Origin of the sequence: Pseudomonas sp. R2-7-07 (assembly GCF_003852355.1) — a bacterium.
Classification (GTDB): domain Bacteria; phylum Pseudomonadota; class Gammaproteobacteria; order Pseudomonadales; family Pseudomonadaceae; genus Aquipseudomonas.
On the sequence record NZ_CP027759.1, the window covers coordinates 5,449,742 to 5,471,382 of the forward strand.

Sequence of the window (21,641 nt, forward strand, 5' to 3'; positions counted from 1 at the left end):
TTTTTGACCGCGTTCAGCCTGTTACTGAATATCCTCCGGCTTGACGATCACCCAATTCTTGTCCGCCGTCACCGGCAACCCTTCCTTGGCCTGCGCCGCCGCATGCTTGGCCATCATGCCGTTGAGCTGGGTCATGTATTTGTCCTTGCGGTTGATCCACAAGTGAATGCCGCCCTTGGCCACGTCCACATCGTGGAACAGCATGTAACCGTCGCTGGTCGGGGTGTCGCCGCCGACAAGCACCGGTTTTTTCCACGCGTCGATGTACGTGAGGATCGCCGCGTGTTTGCCGGCCATCCAGGTCGCCGGGGTCCACAGGTAAGGCGTGAGTTCCAGGCCAAGGTTGGCCTTCTCGTCGTATTTGCCGGCGGCGATCTGTTTGCGCGCGGTGGTCAGTTCGCCCGTTTTGCGGTCCTTGAGCAGAGTGGTCACGCCGATGACATTTTCGGGTTTGACGTTGTAGCCATACTTCGGATCGGCGGCGACCATGCGCACCAGTTCTTCCGAGGCAGCAGTCATCACATACACGTCGATGCCGTTTTCCATCAGCTTGTTGTACAGCTCGGCCTGGCCGGTGAAGACTTTCGGTGGCTGCACTTCGGATTTCTTCACCGCGTCGCCTTCAAAATAGGTGACGGGCACAGGCTTGCCGGAGGCCATCAACTCGTCGACCTGGACCTTGAGTTCCTTGAGGGTGAAGCCGGAAAACACTTGGGCCACCCACGGGTAGCACACCATGTCGTCCACTTCGCAGAGGCGATAGTAGTAGCTGAACAGGCTTTCCTTGTGGTCGGCGGTGTCTTTGAACGGCATCAGCTTGAGCGAAGGGTCGAGGCTGTCGCGGGTGATCAGGCCCTTGTTCTCCATGTACGGCAGCAGGGATTCTTCAAGGTCGTAGCGGTAGCTGGTGTTGTCCATGTCGAACACTGCGAAATTGCCCTTGTTGGCATTGGCAGCGATCATCTCGTTCAATTGTTTGGCGGCAGGCGCCGGCCAGTGTTTCAACTCGGTGGCGGCCAGCGCCTGGCTGGCGAGCCCAAGGCAGAGAGCGGCGGCAAGCAATTTCAGCGCGAGCTTCATAAGCGTTCCTTCCTGAGTGAAAGACATCGACGCTAACAAATCTGTGTGACAGTCCTCGCGTCGAGCACGACGGCCTGCGTCCTGATTCCGCCAACGGCATACGCGGCAGCGTCAAACGCTTATTCCAAAAACGACAGTGACCATTCCATATCGGTATTAAATCAATATATTTCAAGCTGTTAGGCTCTCCGGTTCGCAATCGCAGGCTCACGCGATTGGCTGCCTTCTCAACGGAGCTTCAATGAATCTTCCCCTGATTCTCAACTTACTGGTGTTCGTGGCCCTGTTGCTGGGCCTGGCACAAACCGGCCGTACTCAATGGAGCCTTGCCAAGAAGGTGCTGTTCGCCCTGGTGCTTGGCGTGGTATTCGGTGTGGTATTGCATGCCATCTATGGCGCCGGCCACCCGGTGCTCAAGGCTTCCATTGGTTGGTTCGACCTGGTCGGCAACGGCTATGTGCAACTGCTGCAAATGATCGTGATTCCGCTGGTGTTCGCCTCGATCCTCAGTGCCGTGGCGCGTCTGCACAACGCCTCGTCCCTGGGCAAGATCAGCTTCCTGACCATCGGCACCCTGCTGTTCACCACCGCGATTGCCGCGCTGATCGGTATCGGCCTGACCAACCTGTTCGGCCTGACCGCCGAAGGCCTGGTCGCCGGCACCCAGGAAATGGCGCGCCTGCAAGTGATCCAGAACGATTACGCGGGCAAGGTCGCCGACCTGAATATCCCGCAATTGCTGCTGTCGTTCGTGCCGGCCAACCCGTTCGCCGACCTGGCCCGGGCCAAGCCGACGTCAATCATCAGCGTGGTGATCTTTGCCGCATTCCTGGGGGTTGCCGCGCTGCAACTGCTCAAGGATGACGTGGAGAAAGGCCAGAAAGTGCTCAACGCCATCGACACCCTGCAAGCCTGGGTGATGCGCCTGGTGCGCCTGGTCATGAAGCTGACTCCGTACGGCGTACTGGCGCTGATGACCAAGGTGGTCGCCAGCTCCAACCTGCAGGACATCATCAAGCTCGGCAGCTTTGTCGTGGTGTCGTACCTGGCCCTGGGCCTGATGTTCGTGGTGCACGGCCTGTTGCTGTCGCTGGCCGGCGTCAACCCGCTGCGCTTCTTCCGCAAGGTGTGGCCGGTGCTGACGTTTGCCTTCACCAGCCGCTCCAGCGCGGCCTCGATCCCCTTGAGCATCGAAGCGCAGACCCGTCGCCTGGGCATCCCGCAGTCAATCGCCGGTTTCGCCGCTTCGTTTGGCGCGACCATCGGCCAGAACGGCTGTGCCGGGCTCTATCCTGCGATGTTGGCGGTGATGGTGGCGCCAACGGTCGGCATCAACCCGCTGGACCCGCTTTGGATCGCGACATTGGTGGCGATTGTGACCTTGAGCTCGGCCGGCGTTGCCGGGGTTGGCGGTGGTGCGACCTTCGCCGCGCTGATCGTGCTGCCGGCCATGGGCTTGCCGGTGTCACTGGTAGCGCTGCTGATTTCCGTGGAGCCGCTGATCGACATGGGCCGCACGGCGTTGAACGTAAATGGCTCGATGACGGCGGGGGCGATTACCAGCCAGCTCATGGGGCAGACGGATAAAGCGTTGCTGGATGCCGATGAGCATGCTGAGCTAGCGCAGGCCTGATAGAACGCTATCGGGGGCAAGCCCCTCCCACACTTTGATTTGTGAATACATTCAAATGTGGGAGGGGGCTTGCCCCCGATGCTTTTAGGCCTTTTCCCAAACTTCGAAGTTGTAAGCCGGTTTATCACCCTCGGCCGGGTTCTCCAGATTCGACACCAACTTCCACTGGCTCTGATCAAACTCCGGAAACCACGCATCCCCTTCCGGGCTCAACGCCACCCGCGTCAAGTACAGGCGATCGGCGTGTTCCAGCCCCTGCGCATACAGTTGCGCACCGCCGATCAGCATCAGCTCATCCACGCCCTGCTCCAGTGCCCACGCCTCGGCGCGTTCAACCGCAGCTTCCAGTGACGCAAATACTTGCGCACCTTCAAGCACCAGATCGGTCTGACGGCTGACCACGATGTTCAGGCGCCCCGGCAACGGTCGGCCCAGGGAATCCCAGGTCTTGCGCCCCATGATGATCGGCTTGCCGAGGGTGGTGGCCTTGAAATATTTGAAATCCCCCGGCAAATGCCAGGGCATGCTGTTGTCGACGCCGATCACGCGGTTTTCACCGAGGGCTGCGATCAGGCTTAGAGGGAGAGTTTTTTTCATGGCGACGAGAATACCAGAGCTGCGAGTCAGCGGTTATGCTCCAACCTCACGAACACAACAGGATGGCGCGTGACTGCACTGAACCCGCTGCACACACTCTGGCTGACCGAAACCGTGCGCCTGCGCGAAGAACACGCCGGCCCCCTGGAAGACCTCGAAGCCAACCGCCTGGCCCGCTCGGCCGGTGGCGACCTGCCAACGCGTATCGCGCAACGTGCGCTGCACCTGGCCGAACGCGACGGCCTGACCGGCGCGCTCAGTCGCTGGCTGCAAGGCGCGCGCCTGGCCGTGGTAATGCTGGCGATAGTCGCAGTTATCAGCGGCGCCGGCCTGGCGTTTGCCGCGCTGGGCAACGGCGTTACCCCGGTGAATGTGTTCTGGGCCCTGGGCAGCCTGCTCGGCCTGAACCTGATCCTGCTGCTCAGTTGGGCCCTGGGCCTGGTGTTTGCCGGCGAACACAGCGCCAGCCTCGGTCGCCTGTGGCTGTGGCTCAGCGAAAAACTTGCGCGCGACGCCAAGGCCGCGCAGCTGGCACCGGCACTGCTACTGTTGCTGCAGCGCCATAAACTCAACCGTTGGGCGGTTGGTGTGCTGGTCAACAGCCTGTGGTTGCTGGCATTGCTCAGCGCCCTGCTGGTTTTACTGATGCTGCTCGCCACCCGGCGTTACGGCTTCGTGTGGGAAACCACCATCCTGGGAGCGGATACCTTCATCGCCGTCACTCAGGCCCTTGGCACACTGCCCGCCCTGCTCGGCTTCAACGTACCGACGGTCGAGATGATCCGCGCCAGCGGCGACTCCGCACTGAATATCGAAAGCGCCCGCCAGGCCTGGGCCGCCTGGTTGGTGGGGGTGTTGCTGGTCTACGGGGTGCTGCCCCGGCTGGTACTGGCGCTGCTGTGCCTGTGGCGCTGGAAACGTGGGCGCGCGGCCTTGGGCCTGGACCTCACCCAGCCCGGCTACGCCCAACTGCGCGAGCGCCTGATGCCGAGCAGCGAGCGGCTGGGGGTCAACGATGCGGCGCCGGAACACCTGCACCAGGTGGCGGGCGGCGTCAGTGAGCTGCACAGCGACGGCGCGCTGCTGGTTGCCATCGAACTGGACGACCAGCGCCCCTGGCCGCCCAAACTGCCCGGCACGGTCAAGAACGCCGGCATTCTCGACAGCCGTGAATCGCGCAACAGACTGCTGGAGCAGCTCACACGCTTCCCGCCCGCGCGCCTGGCCATCGCCTGCGACCCGCGTCGCTCGCCCGACCGTGGCAGCCTGGCGCTGATCGCCGAACTGGCGCGCAGTGCCGCGGCCACACGGGTGTGGCTGCTGCAAGCGCCGCCCGGCCAGGCGCTGGATGCCGAGCGCCTGGGCGACTGGCACAGCGCGCTGCAACAGCTTGAGCTGCCCTTCGCCGACTGCGCACCGTTGAACTGGCTGGAGAGCGGTCATGACTAAACCCCTGAAGCTCGCCGTAGTCGGCCATACCAACGTGGGCAAGACCTCACTGCTGCGCACCCTGACCCGCGATGTCGGCTTTGGCGAAGTCTCCCATCGCCCCAGCACCACGCGGCATGTCGAAGGTGCGCGCTTATCGGTGGATGGCGAAGCCTTGCTGGAGCTGTACGACACACCCGGCCTGGAAGACGCCATCGCCCTGCTCGACTACCTCGAACGCCTCGACCGCCCCGGTGAACGCCTGGATGGCCCGGCCCGCCTGACGCGGTTCCTGGAAGGCAGCGAAGCGCGCCAACGCTTCGAACAGGAAGCCAAGGTGCTGCGCCAACTGTTGGCCTCGGATGGCGGCCTGTACGTGATCGACGCCCGCGAACCGGTACTGGCCAAGTACCGCGACGAGTTGCAGGTGCTGGCCAGCTGCGGCAAACCCTTGCTGCCGGTGCTCAATTTCGTCAGCAGCAGCGAGCACCGCGAACCCCAGTGGCGCGAAGCTCTGGCTCGCCTGGGCCTGCATGCGCTGGTGCGCTTTGACAGCGTGGCGCCGCCGGAAGACGGCGAACAGCGGTTGTATGAAAGCCTGGCCCTGCTGCTGGAAAACGCACGGCCGCAGTTGGAACGGCTGATCCTCGACCAGCAAGCCCAACGCCAGGCGCGCCAGCAAAGCGCCGCACGCTTGATCGCCGAATTGTTGATCGACTGTGCAGCGTGCCGGCGCAGCGTAATGACCGCAGATGAGCCGCACGCGATCAGCGAACTGCGCAAGGCCGTGCGCCAACGCGAACAAAAGTGCGTGGATTCCCTGCTCAAGCTGTTCGGCTTCCGCCCGCAGGACGCCGCCGCCAGCGACCTGCCGCTGCTGGACGGACGCTGGGGCGACGACCTGTTCAACCCCGAAACCCTCAAACAGCTTGGGGTGCGCGTAGGTGGCGGGATCGCCGCAGGCGCGGCAGCCGGCGCGGGCGTGGACCTGTTGGTCGGCGGCTTGACCCTCGGCGCTGCCGCCATCGCCGGTGCGATTGCCGGTGGCGCGCTGCAGACCGCGCGCAGTTATGGCGGCCGCCTGCTGGGCAAAATCAAAGGCCAGCGCGAGCTGACCGTCGACGACAGCGTGCTGCGCCTGCTCGCCCTGCGCCAACGCCAGTTGCTCAAGGCCTTGAACCTGCGCGGCCATGCGGCGATGCACGGCATCAAGGTCGATACGCCCCAGGATAAAACCTGGCGCGAAGGCAAGCTGCCGGACGCCTTGAACAAAGCGCGCGCCTATCCGCAATGGTCATCGCTCAACCCCCACTCCAGGTTGAGCCAGGCCGAGCGTCAGGAGCAAATCGAGGCGCTGGCTCAGCGATTGGACGAAGCCTGATCCGCCATTAGCACGCCGGCCCCCACAGTGCCGTGATATTTCGCTCGGCCATGGCCGGCCCCACACTCATGCCCACACCGGTATGCATCAGCGCAATGCTGATGCCGGCAGCCGCCTGCACAAACGAAAACGGCGCGGGCCCACGCGAGCCATATACGCCCTGCCAACGCTCCAGCACCTGGATCGTGCAGCCCAGGGTCTGCTCGGCCAGTTCGATCAGCCAGTCATCGACCTGCTCGGCGTTGAACGGCGATGCATCGCTGCCGTAATCATGGGAATCGCCGATGATCAGGTCGCCATGGGGCGTAGGGCTGATCAGCAGGTGAATGCCGTGCTCGTGCAGGTGCGGTGCTTCGCGCAGGATCTGCGCCTGCACCGACGCAGCTTGCGGCAAGTCGGCGAACGCGCCGTAATGCACGCAACTGAGGCCGGTCCACACGGCGTGTTGCAGGTTCAGCTCAAGCGCCGGCCGTGCACGCAGCATTTGCAGGCGGCAGATTTGTGGGTTGAGCGGGGCGATCGATTCGGCCAGCAGGGTCTGGTAGTCGTGCCCGGAACACACAATGATCTGCTCGCCGCGAAAACGCCCCGCCGTGCTGTGCAACTGGCCCGGCTCGACGTCGCGCACCAGGGTCGAAAAGTGAAACTCCACGTTCAGTTCCTGGGCCAGGTAGTTGATCAGCGCCGGGATCGCTTCGCGCGAATACAGTTGCTGGTCGTCCTCGCCATGCAGCGCGGCGCGGTGATGGCGGAACTGGCCGCCGTACAGGTCGTTCAACGCCGCGCCTTGCAGCAACGCCACGTTGTAGCCGTGCTCGCGGGCACGCCCGGCGCAGAAGGCTTCGAGCAGGTGCTCTTCGGCTTCGGTACGGGCGAACAGGTAGGAGCCATTGCGCTTGAGCTGAAAGCCGCAGGCCTGCGCCCAGTGTGCCCAGATATCGCGGCTTTGCCGCGCCAGGTCGAGCATCGGCCCCGGCGGTTGGCCGGTGACCAGCGCCTGGCCGAAGTTGCGCACCGAGGCGCCCAGCGGGGTGGCGCTGCGTTCGAAAACCTTGACCTTGAGCCCGCGCCTGGCAGCGGCGTAGGCATGGGAGAGGCCGAGGATGCCGGCGCCGACAATTAACAGGTCACTACTCATACTGTCCTCTCGTTCCCGCGCTCCGCGTGGGAATTCATCCAGTGACGCTCCGCGTCACGACCTTCAAGAGCGGACGCGGAGCGTCCGGAGCGGCGTTACCACGCGGAGCGTGGGAACGATCGGTACCCTTACTGCCCCGCCACCTTCTCCGACTTGCCGTCATAGCGTTTGCGCCATTGCGCCAGGATGCTGTCGCGGTTCTTCGAGGCCCAGGCAAAGTCGTTCTTGATCAACCGCTGCTCGTAATCGGCGGGCAATTCGGTCTGCGGCTTGGCAATCCCTGGCTGGGCCAGCACCGCGAAGTTGTCCTTGTACAGCTCCATCGCCGCCGGGCTGGCGGAAAAGTCCGCGAGTTTCCTGGCGGCATCGGCGTGGGCCGTGCCCTTGATCACCGCCGTCGCCTCGATTTCCCAGCCCAGGCCTTCCTTCGGCAGGATGATGTCCAGCGGCGCGCCCTGGCGCTTGAGCTGTACGGCCGGGTATTCAAACGAAATACCGATCGGAAACTCCCCGGACGCCGCCAGCTTGCACGGCTTGGAGCCGGAGTGAACGTACTGGCCGATGTTCTGGTGCAGCTCGTCCATGTACTGCCAGCCCTGCTGCTCACCAAAGGTTTGCAACCAGGCGCTCACGTCCAGAAAGCCGGTACCGGAGGACGCCGGGTTGGGCATCACGATCTTGCCCTTGTACTCAGGCTTGGTCAGGTCCTGCCAACTCACCGGTTTGCTCAGGCCCTGTTTCTCGGCTTCGACGGTGTTGAAGCAAATGGTCGCCGCCCACACATCCATGCCGACCCAGGCCGGTGGGTTGGCGGCGTCGCGGTAGTTTTTGCCGATCTTGTCCAGGTCCTTCGGCGCGTAACGATCGAGCATGCCTTGTTGATCGAGGATCGCCAGGCTGGAGGCGGCCAGGCCCCACACCACGTCGGCCTGCGGGCGGTCCTTTTCAGCCAACAGCTTGGCGGTGATGATGCCGGTGGAGTCGCGCACCCACTTGATCTGGATATCCGGGTTGGCCTGCTCGAAGGCCTTTTTGTAGGTCTTCAACTGCTCGGCTTCAAGGGCCGTGTACACGGTCAACTCGGTGTTGGCGAAGGCATTCAGGCTGAATGCGGTGAGTACGGCAGCGACCAGCGCCAGTGGCTTGAACATCGAATACCTCCTTTGAAGGATCATTGCCCGGGCGCGGTCTGGCGCCAGGCTTGGGAGCGGCGCAAGGCGCCACGTGAGGCCCACGCCAGCAGCAGCGAGACGCTGCCTGAGGTGAACAGGATCAGGGTCGACATGGCCGCAGCGCCGCCCACATTGCCGGCATCGTCCATGTTCAAGACGGCGACGGCGGCGAGGATGGTGTCGGGGCTGTAGAGAAAGATCGCAGCGGAGACGGTGGTCATCGCCGACACGAACAGGTAACGCAGAATATCCAGCAGCGCCGGCAGGCAGATCGGCACCGTCACTTTCAAGTAATGGCGATAGAGCGGCGCCTTGAGGGACAACGCGGCGGCTTCGAATTCCACGTCCAGTTGGCGCAGCGCAGTGGTGGCGGTCATTTGCGCAGTGGTCAGATAGTGAGCAATGGTGCACACCACCAGCAGTGCCATGCTGCCGTAGAACACATGCAGCGGGTTGCCGCCGAGGTTGAAAAAGAACACATAGCCCAGGCCCAGCACCAGGCCCGGTACGGCCATCGGCACAAAGCTGAGCAGGCGCAGGGCCAGGTTCAGGCTCTGTTGGCCCTTGGTTTTTTCCATCAGGTAGGCGCCGGTGAAGATCAGCACACTGCCGATCAATGCCGTGCACAGCGCCATGGTCAGGCTGTTGCGATAGGCCAGCCAGCCGCCGCCGGCAGTGTCTTCGAACTGGTAGTGGTTCAAGGACAGCGACAGGTTGTAGGGCCAGAACTTGACCAGCGAGGAATACACCGCCATGCCGAACACCAGCAGCAGCGCCGCGCAGATCAGCAGCACGATAGCCAGGTAGCAGCCGTCCCTGGAACGCGACGGCAGTGGTTGAAATACCTGGGCACGCCCGCTCATGGCGTCACCGTGACGGCGCCGCAACCACGCATCCACACCAAAGCTGAACAGCGCCGGCAACAGCAGCACCATGCCGATCAACGCACCGCGGCCGAACTGCTGCTGGCCGACCACCGCCTTGTAGGCTTCCAGCGCCAGCACCTGGTAGTCCCCGCCCACCACCACGGGCACGCCGAAATCGGTGATGGTCAGGGTGAACACCAGGCAGAACGCCGCGAATACGGCCTGGCGCGTTGCCGGCCAGGTAATGCTGCGAAACGCTCGGGCCGGGCTGGCGCCCATGCTTGAGGCCGCGTCGAACAAGCGCGCATCCGCCAGCGACAAGGCCGACAGCAGAATCATCAGGGCGTGTGGGAAGGTGTAAATCACCTCACCCAGCACAATGCCCCAGAAGCCGTAGATATTCTCCGAGAGCAACCCGCGCAACAGCCCCTGGTTGCCGAACAGATACACCAGTGCAATGCCCGGCAACATCGATGGCGCCATCAAGGGCAGCAGCGACACGCCGCGCCAGATCACCTTGCCGGGGATCAAGGTGCGCTGCAGCGCGTAGGCAAACAGATAGGCCAGCGGTACGACGATGGCCGCGACGCTCAGGGAAACTTTCAGGCTATTGCCGAGCAACCAGTGGAAGTTGGCACTGGTCAGCAGCTCGCGTGCAGCGATCAACCCGCCACCCTGCCCGGCTTCGCTGCTGAAGCCACGCCAGAAAATCGCCAACAGCGGCAGCAACACCGCCACCACCAACAGGCCCAGCCACACTAATTTGCCGCCGACCACAAACAGGCGGTCGCCCGTTTCAGCTCGAGAAATTTCGCGCGGCAGTGTCATCGCCGTCTCCATGGCCATCTCAGGCAAACACCTGCAAGCTGCGCGGCGGCAGGGCCACCAGAATGTCCTGGCCCCCCAGGCGCGGCATGGCTTCCGGGGCCAGCTCGGCCAGCAGCGGGTGGCCCGGCAACTGCTCCAGCTCAAAACTCATACGGCAGCGATTGCCCAGGAACGTAATTTCGCGAACTTTGGCCGGGAACAGGTTTTCTTCATGCACCGGTGGATTAATGCTGATCGCTTCCGGGCGGCAGAACAGCCGGCCGGATTTGGCGATGCCGGCGTCGTCGGCCAGGCGCACATTCATCCCGCCGACCTGGGCATGGCTGGCGCTGTTGCGGCTGAACGGCAGCCAATTGCCCTGACCAACGAACTCCGCCACGAACGGCGTGGCCGGGCGATCATAGATTTCCTGCGGCGTGGCGTACTGCTCGACCTTGCCGTTGTGCATGACCGCGATGCGGTCGGCCATCAACATGGCTTCGTCCTGGTTGTGGGTGACCATCAGCGTGGTGATGCCCAGGCGGCGCTGGAGTTGGCGCAGCTCGGTACACAGATGCTCGCGCACCCGCGCGTCGAGGGCCGACATGGGTTCATCCAACAGCAATAACGAAGGCGCCGGCGCCAGGGCCCGCGCCAGCGCGACACGTTGCTGCTGGCCCCCGGACAGCTGGCCGGGGAATTTCTTTTCGCTGCCGAGCAGGCCGACCAATTCGAGCATTTGCCCGACACGCTTGCGCACCTCATCACGGCCGCAGCCGGCGAGGCCGTAGCCGATGTTCGCTTCAACGGTGAGGTTGGGAAACAGCGCGTAGGACTGGAACAAAATGCCGTAGTCCCGCGCCTGGGGCGGCAGCTGGGAAACATCGCGGTCACCCAGGTAAAGTTCGCCGCTGTCCTGGCGCTCAAGCCCGGCGATGCAGCGCAGCAACGTGGTTTTGCCGCAGCCGGACGGGCCCAGCAGGCACACCAGCTCGCCGGCGGCGACGTCCAGGGACACGTTGTCCAACGCGGTAAAGGCGCCGAAGCGTTTCTGGATACCGCGCACCTTCATCGGCGCGCCGGGTTGGGTCAGGGCTGTGTTCATGGTGGCACCTCATCGAACTGATGGGGGCCATGCTAGGGAGGGAATGCGTCGTTGGTGTGGCAGGAAGGCTAAAGGGGGTGATAGTGGTATTGGTGGATTTGTGTAGGATTCTTAGAAATGTGGTGCCGGTCCCGATCGTTCCTACGCTCCCGCGTAGGAATGCAGCCCGTGACGCTCTGCGTCACCTGTGGGCGGCAGTGACGGGACGCGGAGCGTCCCAGGAGGCATTCCCACGCGGAACGTGGGAACGATCAGCTCGCTCCTACAAGGGTGACATTTCCTGGGCCAGGCCAAGGAACGCCGCCGGCAACCGGGCACCTTTACGCTCCTTGAGGCAGTACAGATACTCCGGAATCTGCGGCGCCTTCTCGATGGTCAGCACCTTCAGCTGTGGATCATGCGGCACTTCGTGGCGTGCGATGATGCTGATGCCGATATTGCGCAGCACTGCCTCGCGAATCGACTCACGGCTGCCAATCTCCAGCAACGGCCCGTACCCCACGCCCGCGTTCTTCAGCATCTCTTCCGTCAGCCTGCGGGTGGTAGAACCTGCTTCACGCATCAGCAAGGTATGCCCGATGAGCGCGCTCAACGGTACGTGATCAAGCTTGGCCAACGGGTGATTGCGGTGTACCGCCAACACCAGCGGGTCCGTGCCCAATACGCGGCGCACCAGACGCGGGTCTTCCACCAACTGCGACGAGGCGGCGACGTCGACGCGGTAGTCGTCCAGCGCTTCGAGCACCTGCTGGGAATTGCCGATTTCCACCGACACCTCTACGTGCGGCAGGCGTTCGCGAAAGGCTTTGACCAGGTCCAGAATGTAGTACGGCGCGGTGGCGGCAATCCGTAAGGTGCCCTGGACCTGGCCGTTATTGCGCAGGAAAAACTCGATGTCCGCCTCCTGCTGCAACAGCGCCTTGACCATCGGCAACAGCCGCGCGCCTTCATCGCTGACGGTCAGGCGGCGGCCGCCACGGTAGAACAGTTCAACGCCGTAGTGGCTTTCCAGGTTGCGGATCTGGGTAGTGACCGTGGGCTGGCTCAGGCCGAGCTTTTTCGCCGCCTGGGTAATGCTGCCCAGGCGGGCGACCATGAAAAACGCCTTCAGCTCAGCACTCAGCACACCACCCTCTCATCGTCTATTTGCGCAACAGGCGCAGGCCATTGAACACCACCAGCAGGCTGACGCCCATGTCGGCGAACACCGCCATCCACATCGTCGCCATGCCCAGGAAGGTGACCGCCAGGAAGATGGCCTTGATCACCAGCGCCAGGGCGATGTTCTGTTTGAGGATACTCGACGTTTGCCTGGAGAGCCGAATGAATGCCGGGATCTTGCGCAGATCATCGTCCATCAGCGCGACATCGGCGGTCTCGATGGCGGTGTCGGTGCCCGCGGCGGCCATGGCAAAGCCGATTTCAGCGCGTGCCAGGGCCGGGGCGTCGTTGATGCCGTCGCCGACCATGCCGACGCGGTGGCCCTGGCCGTAGAGCGCTACAATGGCGTGCAGCTTATCGGTGGGCAGCAGGTCGCCCTGGGCCTGGTCGATACCGACCTGGGCGGCAATCGCCTGGGCGGTGTGGGTGTTATCGCCGGTGAGCATCAGGGTCTTGACGCCCAGTTCGTGCAGTTGCCGGATGGCTTCGCGGCTGCTGTCCTTGACCGTGTCGGCCACCGCGAACAGGGCCAGCGGACCCGACTTGTCAAGCAGCAACACCACGGACTTGCCTTGTTTTTCCAGGGCGAAGAGTTTCTCTTCCAGGGCCGGCGAGCACAGCCCGAGGTCTTCCACCAGACGGTGATTGCCCAGATGGTAGGTTTCGCCGTTTATGTCTCCGCGCACGCCACGACCGGGCAATGCCGCGAAGTTATCCACAACGTAAGACACCAGGTTTTTATCCACCGCCGCGTTGGCGATCGCCAGGGACACCGGGTGGTCGGAACGGCCGGCCAAACTCGCGGCCAGCGCCGGCGCGCTGTCCTGCACCGTGGCGAACAGCGGCAAGTAGTCGGTTTGCACCGGCTTGCCGTGGGTGATGGTGCCGGTCTTGTCCAGGGCGAGGTAGTTGAGCTTGTAACCGCCCTCCAGGTACACGCCGCCCTTGATCAGAATGCCTTTGCGCGCCGCCGCCGCAAGGCCGCTGACAATCGTCACCGGGGTGGAAATCACCAGGGCGCACGGGCACGCGACCACCAGCAACACCAGGGCGCGGTAGATCCAGTCGAACCAGACGCCCGCCATGAACAGCGGCGGTATGACCGCCACGCCCAGGGCAAACAGGAACACTGCGGGTGTATAGACCTTGGAGAAGCGGTCGACAAAACGCTGGGTCGGCGCCCGGGCGCCCTGGGCCTGCTCCACCGCGTGGATGATCCGCGCCAACGTGGAATTATTCGCCGCTGCGGTCACCTTGTATTCCAGGGAACCGGCCTGGTTGATCGTACCGGCGAAGACTTTATCGCCCACAGTTTTTTCGATCGGCAGGCTTTCACCGGTGATCGGCGCCTGGTCGATAGTGGATTGACCGGCCGTCACCTCACCGTCCAGGCCGATGCGTTCGCCGGGCTTTACCCGCACGATGGCGCCAGGATCGATACTTTTGACCTCCTGTTCCAGCCATGAACCGTCCGCCTGGCGCACCGTGGCCTGCTCCGGGGTCATCTGCATCAAGCCGCTGATGGCATTGCGCGCACGGTCCAGGGACTTGGCTTCGATCAACTCGGCCACGGTAAACAGGAACATCACCATCGCCGCTTCCGGCCATTGGCCAATCAGCACGGCGCCGGTCACGGCGATACTCATCAGCGCGTTGATGTTCAGGTTAAGGTTTTTCAGGGCAATCCAGCCCTTTTTGTAAGTGGTGAGGCCACCGCTGAGGATCGACACCAGCGCCACCAGGGCGATCACCCAGGTCGGCGCCACGCCCGTGAAATGCAGGACTTCGGCGCCCAATGCGCCCACGCCCGAGACTGCCAGCGGCCACCAGTGCTTCTTGGCGGGCGGCGCGGCGGCGGGAGCCCCTTCTTCGATCGGGTCGGCCTGCATGCCGATGGATTTGATGGCGTCGATGATCGGCGCAGTGCTCGGCAAGTCATGGGTGACGCCGAGGATGCGGTTGATCAGGTTGAATTCCAGCTGCTGCACCCCGGCGAGCTTGCCCAGTTTGTTCTGGATCAGCGTCTGTTCGGTGGGGCAGTCCATCGCTTCGATGCGAAAGGTGCTCAGGCGCGAGCCGGCGGTGGGGCCGTCGCTCAGCTGTACTTTTGCAGGCGCCGGGGTTCCGGAGCAGCACCCGCCGCCGTGGTCATGCGCCGGCTTGAGCGTTTGCTCGCCGTGATCATGATCATGGTCGTGATCGTGCTTATGCGGGGTGTGGAGGGAATCGCTCATGCTGTCGCGTCCGTAGATGTGCCTGTTGCCAAGTAAAGACCCTGTAGCCACTATAGGGTCAAGCACCCATTTGGAGATTGCTGCGATGAAGATCGGCGAACTGGCCAAACTGACCGACTGCCCGGTGGAAACCATCCGTTATTACGAGAAGGAAAGCCTGCTGCCACCCCCGGCGCGCACTGACGGCAACTACCGGGTGTACACCCAGGCGCACACCGAGCGGCTGATCTTTATCCGCAACTGCCGCAGCCTCGACATGACCCTGGAGGAAATCCGCAGCCTGCTCAGCCTGCGTGACAGCCCACAGGACCAATGCGAAAGCGTGAATGCGTTGATCGACGAACATATCCACCATGTGAAAGCGCGGATCGATGGGCTGCTGGCGTTGCAGGAACAATTGCTGGACTTGCGCCAGCGCTGTGGCGGCGGGGCGCAGTGCGGGATCTTGCAGCGCTTGGAGGTCAGCGGCAGCGTGCAGGCCAGCGAGGCCGAGCCGTCGCATGTGGGCAGAAGCCACGGGCATTAGACTCAAGTGAACGCGGACCAAATGTGGGAGGGGGCTTGCCCCCTCCCACATTTAGATCAGGGCAGACTTTAGATCGCCACGTCAGCCTTGATGCTTGGGTCGGCGTCGTAGCCGACGATTTCAAAGTCTTCGAACTTGTAGTCGTAGATCGACGCAGGCTTACGCTTGATCACCAGTTCCGGCAGCTTTTTCGGCGTGCGCGCGAGCTGAGTCTGGATCTGCTCCATGTGGTTGCTGTACGCGTGGGTGTCGCCGGTGGTGACGATGATCTCGTGGGGGATCAGGTCGCACTGCTGGGCCAGCATGTGGGTCAACAACGCCAGGGCGGCAGTGTTATAGGGCAGGCCGAGGAATACATCGGAGCTGCGGATGTATAACTGCATCGACAGATGGCCGTCATGCACGAACGCCTGGTACAGCAGGTGGCACGGAGGCAGGGCTTGCTTGCCGTTGCGCGCGTTTTCCTGGGGGCTCTTGGTTTCGTCCGGCAGGTATTCGACGTTCCAGCCGTGGAACAGGATGCGGCGGCTGTTGGGGTTGGTCTTCAACGTCTCGACCATGTAGTCGATCTGGTTGATCTTGCCGCCGTCCTTCGTGGGCCAGGCGGTCCACTGCTCGCCGTACACCGGGCCCAGGTCGCCGTCTTCGGTGGCCCATTCATCCCAGATACGCACGCCGTTTTCGTTGAGCCACTTGATGTTGGTGTTGCCGCTCAACATCCAGATCAGTTCGTTGGCGATGCTTTTGAAATGCAGCTTCTTGGTGGTCAGCAGCGGGAAGCCGTCGGCCAGGTTATGCCGATACTGACGGGCGAACACGGCCTTGGTGCCGGTGCCGGTACGATCGCCCTTGGTCAGGCCATTGGTCACGACGTCGTGCAGGAGTTCGAGGTATTGCTTCATGTGGGTACCCGTATCGTTGAAGCCGAGGCGCGCACGCCTCGGCGTTCGAATTTAAAGCGCGGTGCTCTTGATGCCTTGTGGGCGGTTGTAAGCCCACCACAGCAGGCCCAGGCCGACCAGGATCATCGGGATGCTGAGCACCTGCCCCATGGTCAACCAGCCCCACGCCAGGTAGCCCAACTGCGCATCCGGTACGCGCACGAACTCGACGATGAAGCGGAAGATCCCGTAGAACAGCGCGAACATCCCCGACACGGCCATGGTTGGGCGTGGCTTGCGCGAGAAGATGTACAGGATGAGGAACAATGCCACACCTTCCAGGGCGAACTGGTACAGCTGCGACGGATGGCGCGGCAGTTGCGCCGGGTCGCTGAACGGCGGGAACACCATGGCCCACGGCACATCGGTCGGTTTGCCCCACAGCTCGGCATTGATGAAGTTACCGATACGCCCAGCGCCCAGGCCAATCGGCACCAGCGGCGCGACGAAGTCCATCAGCTGGAAAAACGACTTGCCGTTGCGCCGGCCAAACCACCAGGCGGCGATCATCACGCCGATAAACCCACCATGGAACGCCATGCCGCCCTTCCACACCTCAAAGATCAGCGTCGGGTTGGCGATGTAGGCCGACAGATCGTAGAACAGCACATACCCGAGTCGCCCACCGACAATGACCCCCATCGACAACCAGAACACCATGTCGGAGAGTTTCTCCTTGGTCCAGGTCGGGTCGAAACGGTTCAGGCGCCGGGACGCCAGCAGCCAGGCACCGCCGATGCCGATCAGGTACATCAACCCATACCAATGGATTTTCAGCGGACCGATGGCCAGGGCCACCGGGTCGATCTGCGGGTAAGGCAGCATTGCGACTCCTCGTTAAAACATTTAGTCATGACGCACCGGACCATGCCGATGCGCGATTAAGCCTGCGTTACAGCTGCGAGATCAAATTAAGAAGTTCACATACACACCAAACAGCCCGGCATGTTAACGGATGGAAGGTGCGCGGCCCAACTTCGTTACGATGGAACGCCTGCGGTTCTGTGAGTAGAGTGAAGAAAAAACACACAAGGGATCGCCCGATGTGCCTGATTGTTTTTGCCTGGCGGCCGGGCCATGCCCAACCGCTGATCGTCGCAGCCAACCGTGATGAATTCTACGCCCGGCCCAGCCTGCCGCTGGCTCAATGGCCGGATGCACCACAGGTCTACGCCGGCCGCGATCAGGAAGCGGGCGGCACTTGGCTGGGGGTGAACGCCGAGGGGCGTTTTGCTGCGCTCACCAATATCCGCGACCCGCACCAGCCGCCGTCACGCAAGTCCCGTGGTGAGCTGGTGGCGCGCTTTCTCAGTGGTTCGCTGCCGATTGACGATTATTTGGCGGAAGTTAACGGTCGTTCGATTGAATACGCCGGGTTTAATCTCTTAGTGGGCACGCGGGATGAGCTTTGGCACTACAACGCCAACGAGACCGAGCCGACGCGGTTGGAGGCGGGCGTGTACGGTTTATCCAATGCCGGTTTGGATACGCCCTGGCCGAAGCTGCTCAAAGCCAAGGCGGCACTCGTTGAAATCCTCGACGATCCACAGCCGGACGCGTTGCTGGGAATTTTGAGCGACCCGCAGACCGCACCGTTTGCTGACTTGCCGGATACCGGTGTGGGCTTGGCGACGGAGAGTTTGCTGTCGAGTGTGTTTATCGCCAGCCCGAGTTACGGGACGCGGGCGAGCACAGCGTTGATCGTGAATGCTGACGGCACGCGGCGGATGGTGGAGCGCAGTTTCGGGCCGCAGGGTGGCCGCTTGGGCGAGGTTGAACTCAATCTCTAAACACAACGAAAATCAAATGTGGGAGGGGGCTTGCCCCCGATAGCAGTGTGTCAGTCAGAGTATCTGGTACTGATACACCGCAATCGGGGGCAAGCCCCCTCCCACATTTTTGATCAGCGCATGTCTCTAGAGCGTTTTTGCAGAAGCCGGGTTGATCATCCGCGTCAACCCCAGGTTCTTCAGCGCCAATTGCAGCGAGCTGTGGATAACTTGCGGATTGTCGATGGTCATCAGCTCGGCCAGCAAATCCTTGGCCATGCTCAATTCAACCTGGCGCAGCATCCACTTCACTTTGGGCAAGTTGGTGGCGTTCATCGACAGGCTGTCAAAGCCCATCGCCATCAACAGCACCGCCGCCGCCGGGTCGCCGGCCATTTCACCGCAGATACTCACCGGCTTGCCTTCGGCATGGGCGTCGCGCACCACATGCTGCAGCGCTTGTAGCACGGCCGGGTGCAGGTAGTCGTACAGGTCGGCTACCCGCGGGTTGTTGCGGTCTACGGCGAGCAGGTATTGGGTCAGGTCGTTGGAGCCTACCGACAGGAAGTCCACCTGCCGCGCCAGTTCCTTGGCCTGGTACACCGCCGCCGGGATTTCGATCATCACGCCAATCGGCGGCATCGGCACGTCGGCGCCTTCGTCGCGCACTTCGCCCCAGGCACGGTGGATCAGGTGCAGTGCTTCTTCCAGCTCGTGGGTGCCGGAGATCATCGGCAGCAGGATACGCAGGTTATTCAGGCCTTCGCTGGCCTTGAGCATGGCGCGGGTCTGCACCAGGAAAATTTCAGGGTGGTCGAGGGTGACGCGAATCCCGCGCCAGCCGAGGAAGGGGTTGTCTTCCTTGATCGGGAAATACGACAGTGACTTGTCGCCGCCGATATCCAGGCTGCGCATGGTCACCGGCAACGGGTGGAAGGCCTGCAGTTGCTCGCGATAAATCGCCAGCTGCTCCTTCTCACTCGGGAAACGCTGGTTGATCATGAACGGCACTTCGGTGCGGTACAGCCCCACCCCTTCAGCGCCACGCTGTTGCGCCCGGGCCACATCGGCCAGCAGGCCGGTGTTCACCAGCAGCGGCACGCGGTGGCCGTCGAGGGTCACGCACGGCAATTCGCGCAACGAGTCGAGGCCCAGCGCCAGTTGTTTCTCTTCCTCGACCACTTCGGCGTATTGCTTGCGCAGCAATTCGCTGGGGTTGGTAAAGACTTCGCCGCGATGGCCATCGACGATCATGTCGATGCCATCCACCTTGGAATACGGCAGGTCCACCAGGCCCATCACCGTCGGAATGCCCATGGCGCGAGCCAGGATCGCAACGTGGGAGTTACCCGAGCCCAATACCGAGACCAGGCCGACCAATTTGCCCTCAGGCACTTCGCCGAGCATGGTGGCGGTCAGTTCTTCGCTGATCAGGATGGTGTTGTCGGGGTAGACCAGATTGGTGGTGCGGTCTTCCTGCAGGTAGGCCAGCAGACGGCGACCGAGGTCGCGCACATCCGAGGCACGCTCGCGCAGGTAGGCGTCGTCCATCAATTCGAAACGGTTGACGTGATCGGTGACCACCTGACGCAGCGCGCCCTGGGCCCACTGGCCGGTCTTGATCACGGTCTTGACTTCATTACCCAGGGACGCGTCGTCGAGCATCATCTGGTACACGTCGAACAGCGCCCGCTCTTCCGGGCGCAACTGGGTGGCCAGCTTGGTCGACAGGTTGCGCATGTCGGCGCGCACGCCTTCCAGGGCGGTCTTGAACAGTTTGATTTCAGCGTCGATGTCGTGAACGGTCTTGTCCGGTACCACATCGAGGTCGGCCGGTGGCAGCATGACCACCGCCGTACCGACGGCGGCCCCCGGCGAACCCGGCACGCCGACGAACTTGGCCTCCTGGATGCCCTTGCCCTGGCGACCCAGGCCGCGAATCGAGCCCGTGGCTTCGGCGTGGGCGATAACCCCGGCCAGCTGCGCGCTCATGGTCACCAGGAAGGCTTCTTCACCTTCGTCGAACTGGCGACGTTCTTTCTGTTGGATGACCAGCACGCCGACGACGCGGCGGTGGTGAATGATCGGCGCACCGAGGAACGAGGCGTAGCGCTCTTCGCCGGTTTCGGCAAAGTAGCGATAACGCGGGTGATCGGCCGCGTTTTCAAGGTTCAGGGGTTCTTCACGCGTCCCCACCAGGCCCACCAGACCTTCATTGGGCGCCATGCTGACTTTGCCGATGGAGCGCTTGTTCAAGCCCTCGGTGGCCATCAGCACAAAACGGTTGGTCTCGGGGTCCAGCAGGTAAACCGAGCAGACCTGGCTGCCCATGGCTTCCTTGACGCGCAACACAATAATCCCCAACGCCGCCTTGAGATCCTTGGCGGAGTTAACTTCCTGGACGATCTTGCGCAGCGTATTGAGCATGGCTCGGGGTCGAACTCCGTCGTCAGTCGCGCGCTAAAAGGCGCGGGGCAAGCTCTTTGAGAGCGCGACGATAAACCTCGCGCTTGAATGTCACCACCTGGCCCAGCGGATACCAATAGCTGACCCAGCGCCAGCCATCGAACTCCGGTTTACCGGTCAAATCCATCCGCACCCGCTGCTCATTGGAGATCAGGCGCAGGAGAAACCATTTCTGCTTCTGGCCGATACACAGCGGTTGGCTGTGGGTACGCACCAGGCGTTGCGGCAAACGATAGCGCAACCAGCCCCGGGTGCAGGCCAGAATCTGCACATCTTCGCGCTCAAGGCCGACTTCTTCGTTCAACTCACGGTACAAGGCGTCTTCAGGGGTTTCGTCGGGGTTGATCCCACCTTGAGGAAACTGCCAGGCATCTTGGTTGATTCGGCGAGCCCATAGCACCTGTCCGGCATCATTCGTAAGAATAATCCCGACATTAGGACGGAAACCATCGGGGTCGATCACGGCAACAACCTCGCAAACGCATGTCGCCGCATTGTTCCACAAAGGTTCATCCAGCGGCAACGAGGCTTCTTACCTTATGTGCACTCTTGTGAAAAGACCGTATTCTGGACGCCTTTTTACAGACTTTTCAGCGAGTAACCGCAATGCGCCTGGCTTTATTCGACTTGGACAACACGCTCCTGGGCGGTGACAGCGATCACGCCTGGGGTGATTACCTGTGTGAACGCAGGATTCTCGACCCGGTGGCTTACAAGGCGCGTAACGACGCGTTCTATCAGGACTACCTGGCTGGCAAGCTGGACAACGCCGCTTACCTGAACTTCTGCCTGGAAATCCTCGGCCGCACCGAGATGGCTCAGTTGGACGAATGGCACAACGACTACATGCGCGACTGCATCGAGCCGATCATGCTGCCCAAGGCCGTGGAACTGCTGGCCAAGCACCGCGCCGCCGGCGACATGCTGGTGATCATCACCGCCACCAACCGTTTCGTCACCGCGCCGATTGCCGCACGGCTGGGGGTTGAAACCCTGATCGCCACCGAGTGCGAGATGGAAAATGGCCGCTACACCGGGCGCAGCACCGATGTGCCTTGCTTTCGTGAAGGCAAGGTGACGCGCTTGAACCGTTGGCTGGAAGAGACCGGGTATACCCTGGAAGACAGCTACTTCTATAGCGACTCGATGAATGATTTGCCGCTGCTGGAGCAGGTGACTCATCCGGTGGCGGTGGATCCAGACCCGAATTTGCGGGCCGAGGCTGAAAAGCGGGGCTGGCCGGTGATTACGCTGCGCGGCTGATAAAGCCATCGGGAGCAAGCCCCCTCCCACACTTGGAATGCATTTCAAATGTGGGAGGGGGCTTGCCCCCGATG

18 protein-coding genes are annotated in these 21,641 nt (G+C 62.5%); 6 read left to right on the forward strand and 12 right to left on the reverse strand.

Going from position 1 to position 21,641, the window contains the following annotated elements:
- Window positions 1–21: 21 nt before the first annotated feature.
- Complete coding sequence (locus C4J86_RS25150; RefSeq protein ID WP_124372188.1) at window positions 22–1,080, reverse strand: haloacid dehalogenase-like hydrolase; 1,059 nt, start codon at window positions 1,078–1,080, stop codon at window positions 22–24.
- A 241-nt stretch (window positions 1,081–1,321) separates the two neighbouring features.
- Here C4J86_RS25150 and C4J86_RS25155 point away from each other — a divergent pair, with 241 nt between their 5' ends.
- Window positions 1,322–2,713 (forward strand): L-cystine transporter, encoded by a 1,392-nt coding sequence (locus C4J86_RS25155; RefSeq protein ID WP_124372189.1) that lies wholly within the window; start codon window positions 1,322–1,324, stop codon window positions 2,711–2,713.
- 84 nt (window positions 2,714–2,797) lie between these two features.
- Here C4J86_RS25155 and C4J86_RS25160 read toward each other — a convergent pair whose 3' ends face one another.
- On the reverse strand, window positions 2,798–3,310 hold the full coding sequence (locus C4J86_RS25160) for a dihydrofolate reductase (protein ID WP_124372190.1): 513 nt from the start codon (window positions 3,308–3,310) through the stop codon (window positions 2,798–2,800).
- 69 nt (window positions 3,311–3,379) lie between these two features.
- Between C4J86_RS25160 and C4J86_RS25165 the strand changes: the two genes are divergently transcribed.
- On the forward strand, window positions 3,380–4,759 hold the full coding sequence (locus tag C4J86_RS25165) for a DUF2868 domain-containing protein (protein ID WP_124372191.1): 1,380 nt from the start codon (window positions 3,380–3,382) through the stop codon (window positions 4,757–4,759).
- On the forward strand, window positions 4,752–6,119 hold the full coding sequence (locus tag C4J86_RS25170) for a DUF3482 domain-containing protein (protein ID WP_124372192.1): 1,368 nt from the start codon (window positions 4,752–4,754) through the stop codon (window positions 6,117–6,119). Before C4J86_RS25165 ends, C4J86_RS25170 begins: the two co-directional genes overlap by 8 nt.
- Before the next feature lie 7 nt (window positions 6,120–6,126).
- Here the strand turns inward: C4J86_RS25170 and C4J86_RS25175 are convergent, their stop codons facing one another.
- From C4J86_RS25175 to C4J86_RS25200, 6 genes are all read right to left on the reverse strand, one after another.
- Entirely contained in the window at window positions 6,127–7,257 is a 1,131-nt protein-coding gene (locus C4J86_RS25175) for a TIGR03364 family FAD-dependent oxidoreductase (protein WP_124372193.1), read from the reverse strand.
- Window positions 7,258–7,385: 128 nt separating this feature from the next.
- Complete coding sequence (locus C4J86_RS25180; RefSeq protein WP_124364839.1) at window positions 7,386–8,408, reverse strand: putative 2-aminoethylphosphonate ABC transporter substrate-binding protein; 1,023 nt, start codon at window positions 8,406–8,408, stop codon at window positions 7,386–7,388.
- Window positions 8,409–8,428: 20 nt separating this feature from the next.
- Window positions 8,429–10,135 (reverse strand): putative 2-aminoethylphosphonate ABC transporter permease subunit, encoded by a 1,707-nt coding sequence (locus tag C4J86_RS25185; RefSeq protein WP_177413174.1) that lies wholly within the window; start codon window positions 10,133–10,135, stop codon window positions 8,429–8,431.
- Window positions 10,136–10,142: 7 nt separating this feature from the next.
- Window positions 10,143–11,207: a putative 2-aminoethylphosphonate ABC transporter ATP-binding protein gene (locus C4J86_RS25190; protein ID WP_124372195.1), complete on the reverse strand. Its 1,065-nt coding sequence runs from the start codon at window positions 11,205–11,207 to the stop codon at window positions 10,143–10,145.
- A gap of 262 nt (window positions 11,208–11,469) precedes the next feature.
- Window positions 11,470–12,333, reverse strand: coding sequence for a LysR family transcriptional regulator (locus tag C4J86_RS25195; RefSeq protein ID WP_124372196.1), 864 nt, complete (start codon window positions 12,331–12,333; stop codon window positions 11,470–11,472).
- Between the two features lie 16 nt (window positions 12,334–12,349).
- Window positions 12,350–14,602 (reverse strand): heavy metal translocating P-type ATPase, encoded by a 2,253-nt coding sequence (locus C4J86_RS25200; protein ID WP_124372197.1) that lies wholly within the window; start codon window positions 14,600–14,602, stop codon window positions 12,350–12,352.
- Window positions 14,603–14,687: 85 nt separating this feature from the next.
- Between C4J86_RS25200 and cadR the strand changes: the two genes are divergently transcribed.
- Complete coding sequence (cadR, locus tag C4J86_RS25205; RefSeq protein ID WP_124364844.1) at window positions 14,688–15,128, forward strand: Cd(II)/Pb(II)-responsive transcriptional regulator; 441 nt, start codon at window positions 14,688–14,690, stop codon at window positions 15,126–15,128.
- 68 nt (window positions 15,129–15,196) lie between these two features.
- Here cadR and C4J86_RS25210 read toward each other — a convergent pair whose 3' ends face one another.
- On the reverse strand, window positions 15,197–16,030 hold the full coding sequence (locus C4J86_RS25210) for a thymidylate synthase (protein WP_124364845.1): 834 nt from the start codon (window positions 16,028–16,030) through the stop codon (window positions 15,197–15,199).
- A gap of 51 nt (window positions 16,031–16,081) precedes the next feature.
- Entirely contained in the window at window positions 16,082–16,894 is an 813-nt protein-coding gene (gene lgt / locus C4J86_RS25215) for a prolipoprotein diacylglyceryl transferase (RefSeq protein WP_122542012.1), read from the reverse strand.
- Window positions 16,895–17,112: 218 nt separating this feature from the next.
- Between lgt and C4J86_RS25220 the strand changes: the two genes are divergently transcribed.
- Window positions 17,113–17,859: an NRDE family protein gene (locus tag C4J86_RS25220; protein ID WP_124372198.1), complete on the forward strand. Its 747-nt coding sequence runs from the start codon at window positions 17,113–17,115 to the stop codon at window positions 17,857–17,859.
- 126 nt (window positions 17,860–17,985) lie between these two features.
- Here the strand turns inward: C4J86_RS25220 and ptsP are convergent, their stop codons facing one another.
- Both ptsP and C4J86_RS25230 read right to left on the reverse strand, forming a co-directional pair.
- Window positions 17,986–20,265 (reverse strand): phosphoenolpyruvate--protein phosphotransferase, encoded by a 2,280-nt coding sequence (gene ptsP, locus C4J86_RS25225; RefSeq protein ID WP_124364847.1) that lies wholly within the window; start codon window positions 20,263–20,265, stop codon window positions 17,986–17,988.
- 22 nt (window positions 20,266–20,287) lie between these two features.
- Window positions 20,288–20,767, reverse strand: a complete 480-nt coding sequence (locus C4J86_RS25230; protein WP_003176750.1) for an RNA pyrophosphohydrolase — start codon at window positions 20,765–20,767, stop codon at window positions 20,288–20,290.
- 143 nt (window positions 20,768–20,910) lie between these two features.
- On the opposite strand from C4J86_RS25230, the gene C4J86_RS25235 reads away from it, so the two are divergent.
- Window positions 20,911–21,567 carry an HAD family phosphatase gene (locus tag C4J86_RS25235; RefSeq protein ID WP_124372199.1) on the forward strand — a complete coding sequence of 219 codons (657 nt, stop codon included), beginning with the start codon at window positions 20,911–20,913 and terminating at the stop codon, window positions 21,565–21,567.
- Window positions 21,568–21,641 lie beyond the last annotated feature (74 nt).

What these genes read in the sequence shown, in the direction of transcription:
- cadR (WP_124364844.1), top strand. Translation starts at nt 14,688, where the DNA reads ATGAAGATCGGCGAACTGGCCAAACTGACCGACTGCCCGGTGGAAACC.
- C4J86_RS25185 (WP_177413174.1), bottom strand. Translation starts at nt 10,135, where the DNA reads ATGGAGACGGCGATGACACTGCCGCGCGAAATTTCTCGAGCTGAAACG.
- C4J86_RS25210 (WP_124364845.1), bottom strand. Translation starts at nt 16,030, where the DNA reads ATGAAGCAATACCTCGAACTCCTGCACGACGTCGTGACCAATGGCCTG.
- C4J86_RS25155 (WP_124372189.1), top strand. Translation starts at nt 1,322, where the DNA reads ATGAATCTTCCCCTGATTCTCAACTTACTGGTGTTCGTGGCCCTGTTG.
- C4J86_RS25170 (WP_124372192.1), top strand. Translation starts at nt 4,752, where the DNA reads ATGACTAAACCCCTGAAGCTCGCCGTAGTCGGCCATACCAACGTGGGC.
- C4J86_RS25160 (WP_124372190.1), bottom strand. Translation starts at nt 3,310, where the DNA reads ATGAAAAAAACTCTCCCTCTAAGCCTGATCGCAGCCCTCGGTGAAAAC.
- C4J86_RS25235 (WP_124372199.1), top strand. Translation starts at nt 20,911, where the DNA reads ATGCGCCTGGCTTTATTCGACTTGGACAACACGCTCCTGGGCGGTGAC.
- C4J86_RS25190 (WP_124372195.1), bottom strand. Translation starts at nt 11,207, where the DNA reads ATGAACACAGCCCTGACCCAACCCGGCGCGCCGATGAAGGTGCGCGGT.
- C4J86_RS25180 (WP_124364839.1), bottom strand. Translation starts at nt 8,408, where the DNA reads ATGTTCAAGCCACTGGCGCTGGTCGCTGCCGTACTCACCGCATTCAGC.
- C4J86_RS25200 (WP_124372197.1), bottom strand. Translation starts at nt 14,602, where the DNA reads ATGAGCGATTCCCTCCACACCCCGCATAAGCACGATCACGACCATGAT.
- C4J86_RS25150 (WP_124372188.1), bottom strand. Translation starts at nt 1,080, where the DNA reads ATGAAGCTCGCGCTGAAATTGCTTGCCGCCGCTCTCTGCCTTGGGCTC.
- C4J86_RS25175 (WP_124372193.1), bottom strand. Translation starts at nt 7,257, where the DNA reads ATGAGTAGTGACCTGTTAATTGTCGGCGCCGGCATCCTCGGCCTCTCC.
- lgt (WP_122542012.1), bottom strand. Translation starts at nt 16,894, where the DNA reads ATGCTGCCTTACCCGCAGATCGACCCGGTGGCCCTGGCCATCGGTCCG.
- ptsP (WP_124364847.1), bottom strand. Translation starts at nt 20,265, where the DNA reads ATGCTCAATACGCTGCGCAAGATCGTCCAGGAAGTTAACTCCGCCAAG.
- C4J86_RS25220 (WP_124372198.1), top strand. Translation starts at nt 17,113, where the DNA reads ATGTGCCTGATTGTTTTTGCCTGGCGGCCGGGCCATGCCCAACCGCTG.